9 protein-coding genes are annotated in these 13,532 nt (G+C 71.9%); 2 read left to right on the top strand and 7 right to left on the bottom strand.

The genetic code is table 11. The features are described from left to right. Window positions 1–19: 19 nt before the first annotated feature. The gene (nrdR, locus tag ACWC5C_RS19850; protein WP_450876919.1) at window positions 20–541 is read right to left on the bottom strand and encodes a transcriptional regulator NrdR; all 522 of its coding nucleotides are present in this window, start codon (window positions 539–541) and stop codon (window positions 20–22) included. 455 nt (window positions 542–996) lie between these two features. Here nrdR and lexA point away from each other — a divergent pair, with 455 nt between their 5' ends. Continuing rightward, complete coding sequence (gene lexA / locus ACWC5C_RS19855; protein ID WP_450876921.1) at window positions 997–1,800, top strand: transcriptional repressor LexA; 804 nt, start codon at window positions 997–999, stop codon at window positions 1,798–1,800. A 114-nt stretch (window positions 1,801–1,914) separates the two neighbouring features. On the opposite strand, the gene ACWC5C_RS19860 is transcribed toward lexA, so the two are convergent. From ACWC5C_RS19860 to ACWC5C_RS19875, 4 genes are all read right to left on the bottom strand, one after another. After that, window positions 1,915–3,915 (bottom strand): ATP-dependent DNA helicase, encoded by a 2,001-nt coding sequence (locus tag ACWC5C_RS19860; RefSeq protein WP_450876923.1) that lies wholly within the window; start codon window positions 3,913–3,915, stop codon window positions 1,915–1,917. A gap of 167 nt (window positions 3,916–4,082) precedes the next feature. Next, window positions 4,083–4,769, bottom strand: coding sequence for a GNAT family N-acetyltransferase (locus ACWC5C_RS19865; RefSeq protein ID WP_450876925.1), 687 nt, complete (start codon window positions 4,767–4,769; stop codon window positions 4,083–4,085). 66 nt (window positions 4,770–4,835) lie between these two features. Next, complete coding sequence (locus ACWC5C_RS19870; RefSeq protein ID WP_450876980.1) at window positions 4,836–6,692, bottom strand: IucA/IucC family protein; 1,857 nt, start codon at window positions 6,690–6,692, stop codon at window positions 4,836–4,838. Window positions 6,693–7,167: 475 nt separating this feature from the next. After that, window positions 7,168–8,706: a diaminobutyrate--2-oxoglutarate transaminase family protein gene (locus ACWC5C_RS19875; RefSeq protein WP_450876927.1), complete on the bottom strand. Its 1,539-nt coding sequence runs from the start codon at window positions 8,704–8,706 to the stop codon at window positions 7,168–7,170. Between the two features lie 250 nt (window positions 8,707–8,956). On the opposite strand from ACWC5C_RS19875, the gene ACWC5C_RS19880 reads away from it, so the two are divergent. Beyond that, complete coding sequence (locus tag ACWC5C_RS19880; RefSeq protein ID WP_385441072.1) at window positions 8,957–10,132, top strand: trypsin-like serine peptidase; 1,176 nt, start codon at window positions 8,957–8,959, stop codon at window positions 10,130–10,132. A gap of 90 nt (window positions 10,133–10,222) precedes the next feature. Here the strand turns inward: ACWC5C_RS19880 and hflX are convergent, their stop codons facing one another. Then, window positions 10,223–11,725 (bottom strand): GTPase HflX, encoded by a 1,503-nt coding sequence (gene hflX / locus ACWC5C_RS19885; protein WP_450876930.1) that lies wholly within the window; start codon window positions 11,723–11,725, stop codon window positions 10,223–10,225. A 119-nt stretch (window positions 11,726–11,844) separates the two neighbouring features. Then, window positions 11,845–13,464 (bottom strand): M1 family metallopeptidase, encoded by a 1,620-nt coding sequence (locus tag ACWC5C_RS19890; protein ID WP_450876932.1) that lies wholly within the window; start codon window positions 13,462–13,464, stop codon window positions 11,845–11,847. Between the last annotated feature and the right edge of the window lie 68 nt (window positions 13,465–13,532).

Raw genomic sequence — 13,532 nt, forward strand, 5'->3', positions numbered from 1 at the left:
GCAGGTCTTCGGCCGCCGGTCAGTCGGCGGCGGTGACGGGCGCGGGGGCCTCCTCGGCCCCGTCGGCGCCGGGTCCGCGGTCGTGCGCGGGGGGCCGTTGCTGGTCCCGCAGCTCCGTGACCGCGGCCTCGAAGTCCTCGAGCGAGTCGAAGGCGCGGTAGACGGAGGCGAAGCGCAGGTAGGCGACGAGGTCGAGCTCCTGGAGCGGACCGAGTATGGCGAGCCCCACGTCATGGGTGGACAGCTCGGCGCTTCCGGTGGCCCGTACGGCCTCTTCCACGCGCTGACCGAGCTTGGCGAGGGCGTCCTCGGTGACGGGACGGCCCTGGCATGCCTTGCGAACCCCGGAGATGACCTTGTCGCGGCTGAAGGGCTCGGTGACCCCACTCCGCTTGATCACCATCAGCGACGCGGTCTCCACGGTCGTGAAGCGACGCGAACAGTCGGGGCACTGGCGGCGCCTGCGGATCGAGCAGCCGTCATCTGTGGTCCGGCTGTCGACGACGCGGCTGTCGGGGTGCCTGCAGAAGGGGCAGTGCATGGCTCCGTACCCTCCCTCACCCTCAAAAACGGCGCATGACTGACAAGCCCCGACCGGCCGCGCAGGCCCGCCGAAGCGACCACAAGCATAGGCGAAGATCTCGGCAACGAATCACCAGGGACCACAAGCTGTGGGTGGCTGACATCCATCAAACCACTAGATCTGGTGTCTGGCACCCAACCGCACCGCATGGCGTGTCATGGCTCGGGAGCAGGCACGAGACTACGCGAACCCCAGGGGTCCCAGCTCCACAGGACCCGGGGTGCAAGACTGAACCCCACCGCCGGACGGGGCCGAAACTCACTCGCCAACCCGCGCCCGAGACTGCCCTATACACCCAAGCCTGTGATCACGTCAGCTCATCTGGGATATTTCACTCGAACGTGTGTTTGGCGCAACCTTTCGAAAGCAACTACCGTTGTCCAACTAGGGAGAACATCTCGAGAGGGGCCGTCGTGACCACCACCGCAGAGAGCGCCGCTGTTACCGCCCAGGAGCGCTCCCAGAGCCGACTCGAACAGACGCACGCGATGAATCAAACGCACGCGATCAACGACGCGAGCACGAACCCGGAGGGGCAGAAGACGACCCGATCACTACCCGGGCGACCTCCAGGAATCCGGGCGGACAGCTCAGGGCTGACCGACCGGCAGCGTCGCGTCATCGAGGTCATCCGCGACTCTGTGCAGCGGCGTGGGTACCCCCCGTCCATGCGGGAGATCGGCCAGGCGGTGGGCCTCTCCAGCACCTCGTCCGTCGCCCACCAGCTGATGGCCCTGGAGCGCAAGGGCTTCCTGCGGCGTGACCCCCACCGCCCCCGGGCGTACGAGGTCCGTGGCTCGGACCAGCCCAGCACCCAGCCGACGGACACCACCGGCAAGCCCGCCGCGTCCTACGTCCCGCTGGTGGGCCGGATCGCGGCCGGCGGGCCGATCCTCGCGGAGGAGTCGGTCGAGGATGTCTTCCCGCTCCCCCGCCAGCTGGTCGGCGACGGTGAGCTGTTCGTCCTGAAGGTGGTCGGCGACTCCATGGTCGAGGCCGCCATCTGCGATGGGGACTGGGTCACGGTGCGCCGCCAGCCCGTCGCCGAGAACGGGGACATCGTCGCCGCGATGCTCGACGGGGAGGCGACGGTGAAGCGCTTCAAGCGCGAGGACGGCCATGTCTGGCTGCTCCCGCACAACGCCGCGTACCAGCCGATCCCCGGTGATGAGGCGACCATTCTGGGCAAGGTCGTCGCAGTGCTGCGGCGCGTCTGAGCCGACGGACCGAGGCACGCCCCTGGCGTGCCCAACGACCGGGCCCCGGGACCACTGCGCCGGTTCCGGGGCCCTGCTGTATGCCCGGCCTGGCCCGATGCCCGCCCTCGCGCGCTACGCCCCTTCGGCCTTGGCCGCCGCGTCGATCGCGGCCAGGGAGCGGCGCACCTGGTTGCGGTCGGTCGTGTACCAGAAGTCCGGCATGGTCTTGCGCAGGAACGAGCCGTAGCGGGCCCGCTCGACCCGCGGGTCCAGAACGGCGACGATGCCGCGGTCCCCGGAGGCTCGCACGAGCCGCCCCGCGCCCTGCGCCATCAGGAGCGCGGCGTGCGTGGCCGCGACCGCCATGAAGCCATTGCCACCGGCCTCCTCCACGGCCTTCTGCCGCGCGCTCATCAGCGGGTCGTCGGGGCGCGGGAAGGGCACCCGGTCCATGACCACCAACTGACAGCTCGGGCCCGGCACATCCACGCCCTGCCACAGCGACAGCGTGCCGAACAGGCAGGTCCTGGCGTCGGCCGCGAAGGCCCGGATCAGCTCGCCGAGGGTCTCCTCGCCCTGGAGGAGGATGGGCACGTCGAGCCGTCCGCGCAGGTCTTCCGCGGCGGCCTGGGCGGCGCGCATGGACGAGAACAGCCCGAGCGTGCGCCCGCCCGCGGCCTCCACCAGCTCGGCCAGCTCATCCAGCATGTCGCCGCGGCTGCCCTCACGGCCGGGCTGGGCGAGATGCTTGGCGACGTAGAGGATTCCCTGCTTCGCGTAGTCGAAGGGCGAGCCGACGTCGAGGGCCTGCCAGCGCGGGGCGGAGTCCTCGCCGCCCTCGGGGTCCTGGGGGCTCTCGGGAGCGAGACCGAGCGACGCGGCCACCCCGTTGAAGTCCCCACCGATCTTGAGGGTGGCGGAGGTGAGGATCACCGAGCGGTCCTCGAACAGCTTCTCGCGCAGCAGACCGGACACGGACAGCGGGGCGACGCGCAGCGAGGCCCCGAAGCGGTCGTGCCGCTCGTACCAGATCACGTCGAACTCGGAGGCCTCCACGATCCGCTCCGCCACCTGGTGGATGTTCTCCACCGCGCCCAGGGCCTGCTTGCGGACGGCGTCCTCGTCCTGCACCGAGGCGTCACGGGTGGCGCCGAGCGCGGAGATCACCGTACGGGCCGCGTCACGCAACGCCATCAGGGCATAGCTCAGGTCCTCGGGGATGGTCTCGAGGCGGCCGGGGAGCGCCAGCTCCATGATCCGCTCGAAGGTCTCCGAGGCGGTCTGGAGCGCGTCGGCCGCCTTCTCGTTCACCAGCTTGGCGGCGCGCCGCACGGCCCGGTTGACCTGGCCGGGGGTCAGCTCCCCGCTGGCGACGCCGGTGACGCGGGAGACCAGCTCATGCGCCTCGTCGACGATCAGCACCTCGTGGCTGGGCAGCACCGGGGCACCCTCGATGGCGTCGATAGCGAGCAGCGCGTGGTTGGTGACGACGACCTCGGCGAGCTTGGCGCGCTCGCGGGCGGCCTCGGCGAAGCACTCCGCGCCATAAGCGCACTTGGACGCGCCGAGGCATTCACGGGAGGTGACCGACACCTGGGACCAGGCGCGGTCGGAGACGCCGGGGGTCAGGTCGTCGCGGTCGCCCGTCTCCGTATCGTCGGACCAGTCACGCAGCCGCAGCAGGTCCTTGCCCAGCTTGCTGGTGGGCGCGGCCGCCTCGAAGGGGTCGAACAGCCCACCCTCGTCGGCGTCCTCCTGCGGCACCCCTTCGTGGAGGCGGTGCAGGCACAGGTAGTTGGACCGCCCTTTGAGCATGGCGAACTCGGGGCGGCGGCGCAGCAGCGGATGCAGGGCGTCGACGGTACGCGGCAGATCGCGCTCGACGAGCTGGCGCTGCAGGGCGAGGGTCGCCGTGGCAACGACGACGCGCTCGCCGTGGGCGAGGGCGGGCACCAGATAGCCGAGCGACTTTCCGGTGCCGGTACCGGCCTGGACCAGGAGATGGGACGTGTCGTCGATCGCCTCGGCCACGGCTTCGGCCATGGCTGTCTGGCCAGGGCGTTCGGTACCGCCGACGGCGTCGACGGCGGCGTGCAGCAGGTCTGCGAGCGGAGGCGAGGACGTGTCAGTCATAGGGCTGCCAGCCTACGCGGCGGCACCGACATCACTCCCGCCCACGGTCGTATCACCCACCGTGGAGGGAACGCGTGGTATGGGCGGAACCTGGACGGGCCGAGCGGTGTATCACAGGAAAAGGCGGCGCTCGGAAGCCGTCGCGGAACACAGGGGGTCACGATGGCTCACAGCAGGTGGCGCAGGGCGCGGTCGCGCAGCATCAGTGCCGCGCGTTTCCCGGGCAGGTCCACCTCGGCGGAGAAGCGGAAACCGGCGCCGAGAAAGGCCGCGACGGAGGGGGCGTTGCGCAGATCGGGTTCGGCCACGACCCGCGCGCAGGACGGGCGGTGTTCGAGTACGAGATCGGCCGCGGCGCGGAGCAGGGTCGTGCCCAGGCCCTGGCCACGATCGCTGACGCGGCCGATGAGCAGATGGACGCCGGTGTCGTGCGGCCGGGCCGGATAGTGCCGGGCGAGCGGGTCGAGATCGGCGCGGTATACCTCCCAGTAGCTCATCGGGACACCGTCCAGCACTCCCAGGCAGGGCACGCTGCGGCCGTCACCGTCGAGCTGGCCGCCCAGATGGCTCGCCGTGATGTCGTCGGGGCCGCCGAGTTCCCAGAAGGCGGCCACGGCCGGGTCGTTCATCCACCGGGCGATGAGCCGCAGATCGCGCCCGACACGGACCGGGACCAGCTGGAAGGTGCCCGCCGGGGTGCTGGTGGGGCCCCATTCGGCGATGCGGTCGAGCAGGTCGGGGCGAGTGCCGAAATCCGGGCCGGTCAGCTGGCCCTCGGGAATTCGGGCGGTCTCTTCATCCTGGCGCGTCCGCATGTCGAGGGTGTCGTCGGTGCTGGAGTCGGAGTGCGGCACTGGGACGCTCTCCTCTCATGGATCTCGGACGCGCCGTGAGGGCGTGATCGGCGGGGTGGACGGAGGTCATGCCGTGGAAGCGGCCGACGTGACAAGGGGGTTGGCGATGGTGACGTAGACGGACTGGGTGTCGACCGGCCCCACGAGTTCGTCCAGGCCGCGCAGGCGGGTGAGCAGATTGGCCTTGCAGCGCAGGGTGGGCGTCTCCAGGAGGCGGGCGGGCAACCGCGAGCGGAGCTTGCCGGGGCCGGACGCGGCGTCGGCGAGAAAGCGGCGGAACGCGGCCAGCAGCACGCGCTCGTCGGCGAGCCGCTGCGACCCGAACGCTCCGATCACGCCGAGGACGTTGTTGACGCCGAGGTAGTAGGCGAAGCGCTCGTCGGTGACCTCGTCGGACACGAAGGTGTCGCTGCCCCCGCCGATGCCGGGCAGCCGCCGCTGGAGATCGTCATACCGGGACTCGCGGAAGTAGTAGCCCTGGTTGTCCCGGTAGCGGCCCCCGACCGGCCAACCGTCCGGGTCCAGCAGCACCAGGGTGTTCTGCTGGTGTGCCTCCAGGGCGATGCCCGCCTCTCCGTCCAGCCAGAGCACGGGGCGTACGACCGTGTGCAGATAGCGCAGGAACCACTCGGCGCTGACGGCGGCCGAGGAGCGGCCGGTGCGGGCGGCGAGCCGGGCGACGAGGCGGGCCAGGTGTGAGCGCATGGCGGGCCGCCCCGGCCAGGGACGGAGCGAGAGGAGCCCGGCGACGCAGACGGCGTCGTCGCCCGGGCCGAACGGGTTGTGCCGGATGACGACGTCCAGCCCGGTCAGGGGGTCGCCGTCCAGCCCGTCCACCGCGAGCCAGGCCGGGTCACGGACGATGTCGAAGCCGGGGAATCCGGGGAAGGCGGCCCGCCACTGCTCGGCCAGCCCGCTGCGCAGCAGCCGGTGGACCTCGACGCCACGGTGAAGCTCTTTGCGGAGGTTCTCGCGGCGGGAGTTGGTGATCCGCAGCCCGAGGGAGAGCTTGAGCATCGCTGCCGCGCCGGGCCGGTAGACGGTGCGAACGGAGGAGGTGGGGTACCAGTGTCCGCCGGCCGGGCCGAGGTCGTGCAGCAGGCCCGCGTCGAACAGCGCGGCGGCGGCCGGGCGGTGCCGGATCTCCTGGGCCTGCCACGGGTGCAGGGGCAAGGGCACGGTTCCGGAGGGCAGTTGCAGACCGCTGCCCGCGAGGGAGAGGGCCAGCCGCTCGGCCGGCACGGTCCTGCCGCGTTCGGTCCAGGCCGACTCGCAGGCGAGCACGGACCGGTCGACGCCGAACCAGTGCAGGGGAAAGGAGCCACGCGATTCGGGAGAGCACACAGGTGACGCCGCTTCGGAGAGACCTTCACGGCTCTTCGGCGTCGGATGAAGGGGGTGTCCGAGGAGAAGAGACTGTTCCGCGCTGAGGAAGGGGGTCCCGGCGCCGGGATCGGCGGGCGCGGCCCTGCGGTGGGCGAGGAACTGGGCGGTGCGTCGTACGGAGTCCGCTACCCGGCCGATGAGTTCGGAGGCCTCCGCGTCGGTCTCCTCCTGGCGGGCCGCGTACGCCGCCTCCCGGGTGAGCAGCGCCGCGAGGGCCACCGCGCCGACGGCGGGGGCGTCCCAGGGGCCGTGTTCCAGCACCGGCTCACCGAAGCGGTGCCAGCCGGTGGCCGACCAGTAGCGCACGGGCACCTGGAGGGAGGTGCCGCTCGCGGCGAGGGGGAGGCGGAGGATGTCACGGTCCGGGGGCCCTGCGGCGGTCTCCCGTACCCAGCAGCGCAGCAGGTTCTCGACCCCTGCGGCATCGGCGGCGACCTGCGGATCGGGATGGTCGAGCGGGTCCTGCCCGGTGGTGGTCGCGAAGTCCTCGGGTACGTCGTGGCCGCTGTGATCCTGCCGCGGTACCGGGGCCGTCATGGCGAGGGGCGGCGCGGCAGGGGCTGCCGACAGTGTGAGTGCCGTCGGCTGGGGCGGCCCGGCGGTGGGGGGCTCGGCGGTCGGTGGCACGGCTGGGGGTGCTGCCGACTCGGGCGGCAGGGCTGGAGTCTGGGGCGAGGCCGCCGTCGGGTGGGGCGCCCGGCGCTGTGGCTCCGTCAGCGCGGGTGGGAATCCCGTCGTCGTCTGCGCGGCGGACGCTGGTGGAGCGGAGGGCATGGAGGGCATCGAGGGCGGGGCCTCACCTCCGGCTCCGGCATGCCCGGCGGCGGGGGCGCGGGCCGTACGGTCGCTCATGGCACCGTCCTCCGGGTCCGGCTGGGGATACAGGGGGGCTCGCCCAGGGGAGTGCGGCATGGTGGGTGCGGCGCTCGCGTCACGGCCTTCACGCCGGGAGCCTGGCGCCTGCCTCCTTCGATGGTGCGGTGGTGGTGCGGTCTCACGGCCGCGGGGCGCGTCACCGGTGGCCTCCGGTGAAGGACGGGGCAGGTGGCGGGAGTTCATGGGCGGCGCGGTCGCCGAGGGCGCGGATCGCGGCGTCCAGGGCATCGGCGAGCCGGTCCAGAACGGCTTCGGCCTGCTCGTCGGTGATGGTCAGTGGCGGAAGGAGGCGGATCACCGCGGAGTGGCGGCCGCCGAGTTCGACGATCAGGCCACGGTGCAGGCACTCCCGCTGCACGGCGGCCGCCAGCATCGGGGCGGCGGGGCGGGCGGCGGGGCCGGTCTCCGTACGGTCGGCGAAGCGGCCGTCCGTACCGGCGAAGGCACCGGTCGTCACGGCGGTGTCGGCCGCAGCACCAGGGCGCCCAGGGCCGGGGGCCGGATCCGCCGGGTCGACCAGTTCGAGGCCGATCATGAGGCCGCGGCCTCGGACGTCCCCGATGTGGGGCCACCGCGCGGCGAGGGTGCGCAGCCGCGTCAGCATCCGCTCGCCGACGACCGCGGCCCGCTGCGCGAGACCGTTTTCGCGGACGTACGCGAGCGTGGCCGCGCCCGCCGCCATCGCCAGCTGATTGCCCCGGAAGGTGCCCGCGTGGGCGCCGGGCCGCCAGGTGTCCAGCTCTTCCCGGTAGACCACGACGGCCAGCGGCAGGCTGCCGCCGATGGCCTTCGACAGCACCATCACATCGGGCACCACGCCGCTGTGTCCGACCGCCCAGAAGGAACCCGTGCGCCCCACGCCGGTCTGCACCTCGTCCGCGATGAGCGGGATGCCTCGGGCCGCGGTGATCTCCCGCATCCGGCGCAGCCAGCCGTCCGGGGCGGGGATCACCCCGCCCTCGCCCTGCACCGGTTCAAGGATCATCCCGGCCGGTGCGCCCGCCCCGCCCTTCGGGTCGTCCAGCAGCCGCTCGGTCCAGCGCGCCGCGAGTTCCGCGCCGTGCTCACCACCCACCCCGAACGGGCAACGGTAGTCGTAGGGATACGGCAGCCGGGTCACGCTCACCGAGGGGGCGCCGCCCGAGGCGGCCAGCGCCCCGGCCGTCATACCGTGGTAGGCCCCGGAGAAGGCCAGCAGGCCGTCCCGCCCCGTGGCGGTGCGTACCAGCTTGAGCGCGGCTTCGACGGCGTCCGTGCCCGCGGGCCCGCAGAACTGCACCCGTGCGTGCGCGGCGAGTTCGGGCGGCAGCGTGGCGAACAGCTCGTCCGTGAAGGCGTCCTTGACCGGCGTGGCCAGGTCCAGGATCTGGAGCGGGGCTCCCGAGTCCAGCACGGCGCGAATCGCTTCCAGCACCACCGGATGGTTGTGCCCGAGCGCCAGCGCCCCGGCTCCGGAGAGGCAGTCGAGGTAGCGGCGGCCGTCGGCTCCCTCGATCGTCAGCCCGCGGGCGCGCACCGGGACGATGGGCAGCGCCCGGGCGTAGGTGCGGGCGGCCGACTCCCGCAGCGACTGGCGCCGCAGGATGGCCGGAGCGTCCTCGCCGGACCCGCCGCCGTCCGGTCCGGCGGGCGGCGAAGGGTCCGGCGTCATCGGCGGGAGCTGGGTCATGGCCACGGCTCACGGTCCTCTCGCTGCTGAACACCCTCCGGCAGTCCCCCGTACGTACCAACGACAGGTGTGGCCGGGGATCACGGGCTGGCCGAAGATCCTTGCCGCCGGGAACCAAGGACCCGCCTGAAGTCGTCGTAGGCGGCACCGGCATAGTGGGGGATCACCCCCCTGTCGGGGGGAGCATGACAAATCCAGACAGGCCGTGAGCAGTCAGGCCGTGAAGCAGTTCAGAACATCAGGGGGAGTTCCGCCCATGCCTTTCAAACGCCGGCCCGCCCTCGCCACGGCGGCCGTCGCCGCCGTGCTGGCGCTCACCGCCACCGCGTGCGGATCGTCGGACGACTCGGCCGATGCCAAGGCCTCCGCATCGTCGGGCCAGCAGGGCGCGGACGACATCAAGCTGCCCGACAATCTCAACGACAAGCTGCAGAACCTCGGCGTCGACCTGGACCAGTGGAAGAACGGCGCCTGGAACAAGTGGGACCGGGACGACTGGCTCCGCGAGGCGGGCGACTTCATCAACCCGATCATCAAGGGTCTGTGGAAGCCGGACCGGATGCGGGATGCCCAGGAGCCGGAGGAGCAGGTCGACGACAGCGACATCGCGGACGACCAGGGCGTGACCGACCCCGATCCGCAGCCGGTGGAGGCCAAGGAGGTCGACAGCCCGTACAGCTCCCGCGTCCCCTACGCGGGTAAGGTCTTCTTCGACGGCCCCGAGGGGTCGATGGTCTGCTCCGCGACCGTGGTCGAGGACCCCGCCCACCCCGGCAAGTCCAACATGGTCTGGACGGCGGGCCACTGCGTCCACGCGGGCAAGGGCGGCGGCTGGTACAAGAACCTGATGTTCGTGCCCTCGTACAACGACTCCGGCAAGTCGGCGGCCGAGCTGAAGAACGCCACCAGGGAAGAACTCGCCCCCAAGGGCGTCTGGTGGGCCGACTGGGCGCAGACCTCCTCCCAGTGGATCGACAGCGGCGCGGCCACCGGCGGCAAGGGCGCTCCGTACGACTTCGCGGTCATGCATGTGAAGCCTGAGGTCAGCGGCGGCAAGTCGCTGGAGGAGACCGTCGGCGGCGCGCTGCCGGTCGACTTCAACGCACCGGCCGTGAAGTCCATCGACGAGATCACGGCCACCGGCTACCCGGCCGCCCCGCCGTTCGACGGCCAGAAGATGGACCAGTGCGCCGACAAGCCGGGCAGGCTCTCGCTGGACGCCAAGCAGCCGACCATGTACCGCATCGGCTGCACGATGACCGCCGGTTCCTCCGGCGGCGGTTGGGTCGCGAACGGTGCGGACGGCAAGCCCGCGCTGGTGTCCAACACCTCGATAGGCCCGTCCGACGCCACCTGGCTGGCGGGCCCCCACCTGGGCCCCGAAGCCAAGGGCATCTACAACGCGGTCAGCAAGAAGTTCGCGGGCCAGTAGTCACCCGCGCTCAGCAGCGGCGAAGGCCCGCCCCCGGATCGGGGGCGGGCCATCGCCATGCGGCCGTTCGGGCCGTGAGGCCGTTCGGTACTACTGCTGGACGCCTGCCGCGGCCGGTACGAACCGCCGCAGCTCGGCCGCCAGCTCCTCGTGCACCCGTGCCGTGAGCAGCGTGCCCTCCGGGGTGTGCTCCTCGGAGATCACCTCACCGTCGGCGTGCGCACGCGAGACCAGCTTGCCCTCGGTGTACGGCACCAGCGCCTCGATCTCGACCTGCGGCCGGGGCAGCTCGTCATCGATCACCGCGAGCAGCTCGTCGATGCCCTGCCCGGAGCGCGCCGAGACGGCCATCGCGCGCCGCTCCATGCGCAGCAGCCGCTGCAGCACGAGCGGGTCGGCCTTGTCCGCCTTGTTGATGATCACGATCTCGGGCACATCGACCGCGCCCACATCACGGATCACCTCGCGCACGGCGGCCAGCTGCTCCTCCGGCACCGGATGCGAGCCGTCCACCACATGGAGGATCAGATCGGCGTCGCCGACCTCCTCCATGGTGGAACGGAACGCCTCGACCAGGTGGTGCGGCAGATGGCGCACGAAGCCGACCGTGTCCGCCAGCGTGTACAGCCGCCCGCTGGGGGTCTCGGCCCGGCGCACGGTCGGGTCCAGGGTGGCGAACAGCGCGTTCTCCACCAGCACGCCCGCGCCGGTGAGCCGGTTGAGCAGCGAGGACTTGCCCGCGTTGGTGTACCCGGCGATGGCGACCGAGGGGACCTTGTGACGCCTGCGCTCCTGCCGCTTGATGTCGCGGCCGGTCTTCATCTCGGCGATCTCGCGGCGCATCTTCGCCATCTTCTCGCGAATGCGGCGCCGGTCCGTCTCGATCTTGGTCTCACCGGGACCACGGGTGGCCATACCGCCGCCCGACGATCCGGAGCCACCGCCACCCATCTGCCGGGACAGCGACTGACCCCAGCCGCGCAGCCTCGGCAGCATGTACTGCATCTGGGCGAGCGAGACCTGAGCCTTACCCTCGCGGGACTTGGCGTGCTGGGCGAAGATGTCGAGGATCAGGGCGGTACGGTCGACCACCTTGACCTTGACGACGTCCTCGAGGTGGATCAGCTGGCCGGGGCTCAGCTCACCGTCGCACACGACGGTGTCGGCACCGGTGTCGATCACGACATCGCGCAGTTCCTCGGCCTTGCCGGAGCCGATGTAGGTCGCCGGGTCGGGCTTGTTACGGCGCTGGATGACGCCGTCGAGCACGGCCGCACCAGCGGTCTCCGCGAGCGCCGCCAGCTCGGCGAGGGAGTTCTCCGCGTCCTGCACCGTGCCGGACGTCCAGACGCCGACCAGCACCACGCGCTCCAGGCGCAGCTGCCGGTACTCGACCTCGGTGACGTCCTCGAGTTCGGTGGAGAGCCCCGCCACGCGCCGCAGCGCGGCACGGTCGGAGCGGTCGTACTGGTCGCCGTCACGCTCCCCGTCGATCTCGTGACTCCAGGCGACGTCCTCTTCCATCAGGGCGTCGGCCCGAAGGCTCTCGGCGAGGCTCTGCCGGTCCTGCGGAAGGGAAGAGGAGTGGGTCAAAGGAATCCTTACGTCGAGGGACATCGTCACTGTCGTCAACGCGCGACGGACCCGTGGGATTCCCCACTGCTCCGGCGGCGACGCCGACTCCTCGATGGTCGCACGCGGCGGCGGGGCCGTCACCCGTGTTTCGCGGTATGGCGCGCCGCCGGGCCATGGGTCGTGGGCTTGGCGCCAGGCTTCGTACCCGGCTTGGTGCCTGGCTTCGCGCCTGGCTTGGTGGCCTGCTTCGCGCCCGGCTTGGTGCCAGGCTTGGCGCCCTGCTTCGCGCCCGGCCTCGCGTCCGGCACGGGGTCGGGCTTCCAGCCGGGGTGCCCGGGCATCTTCGGCGTCTTCTCCCCGTACAGCCACGCGCGCAGGAAGCCCGTCAGGTCCCGGCCCGCCACCTCCGAGGCCAGCCGGACGAAGTCGGCGGTCGAGGCCACGCCGTCACGGTGGCGGACCACCCACTGCCGCTCCAGCCGCTCGAAGTCCGCCCGGCCGATCCGCTGCCGCAGCGCGTACAGGATCAGCGCGCTGCCGTCGTAGACGATCGGCCGGAACAGACCGATCTGCTTGCCGGGTGCGGCGGGCCTGGGGGCGGCCGGCGGCCCTCCTTCGGCGCGCCAGGCGTCGGACTGCTCGTAGGCCAGCCGCATCCGCCGCTCCAGGCTCGCCTTGCCGTACTGCTCCGCGTACAGCGCCTCGTACCAGGTGGCGTGGCCTTCGTTGAGCCACAGATCGGACCAGCGGCGCGGGCTGACGCTGTCGCCGAACCACTGGTGCGCCAGTTCGTGCAGCATGATCGACTCCACGTACCACCTTGGGAACTCGTCGCCGATGAAGAGGCCGCGTTCGAAGAGCGAGAGCGTCTGGGTCTCCAGCTCGAAGCCCGTGGTGGCGTGGGAGATCAGCACGCCGTAGTCCTCGAACGGGTACGGTCCGACCCGCTTCTCCATCCAGGCCAGCTGCCCCGGAGTGCGCGCGAGCCACTTCGCGAGCTTCTTACGGTCCGCGACGGGCACCACGTCGCGCACCGGCAGCCCGTGCGGGCCCGTGCGGTGGAGCACGGCGGACCGGCCGATGGAGACCTGCGCCAGCTCGGTGGCCATGGGGTGGGCGAGGCGGTACGTCCAGGTGGTGCGCGCCCCCTCGCGGACACGCCCGGTCCGAAGGCCGCCCGCGACGACCGTGAGGTTCTTCGGCGCGGTGATCCGGAAGATGAAGCGCGCCTTGTCGGACGGATGGTCGTTGCACGGGAAGACCCGGTGAGCGGCGTCGGCCTGGTTGGCCATGGCCAGCCCGTCCCGGGTGCGGACCCAGCCACCCCCGGCGCCGTCCCCGGGGTCGCTGGTGTGCCGGACGGTGACCCGGAACCCGGCGCCCCGCGCGATCCTGGCGCGCGGGGTGATGACCAGGTCCTCATGTGCGGTGGTGAAGGCGGCGGGCGCGCCGTCGATGCTCACGGAGCGCACGGTGCCCTGGGTGAAGTCCAGGTTGAGGGCGCGTAATCCAGTGGTGGCGCGGGCGTCGATGGTGGTGACGGCGTCCAGCGGCCGGTCCGCGCGGCGGTAGTCCAGGGCGATGTCGTACGCCGTGACGTCATAGCCGGGGTTGCCGAGCCGCGGGTAGAGCGGGTCGCCGATGCCGAGCGCCCGCGGGCCCGTGGCGCTCACCGGCAAGGCGGCGGAGGACGGGCCGACCGAGGCGAGGACGGCGGCCAGGGCGACGGCCACGAGGGCGGTCCTGCGGCGCCCCATCCGCGGAAGGGGACCGGGAGGGCGGGGGCCCGGAGAATGCGTCATGCCTTACGGCTATCAGCGCCCGG

The sequence above is a fragment of the Streptomyces sp. NPDC001700 genome, from assembly GCF_053596435.1.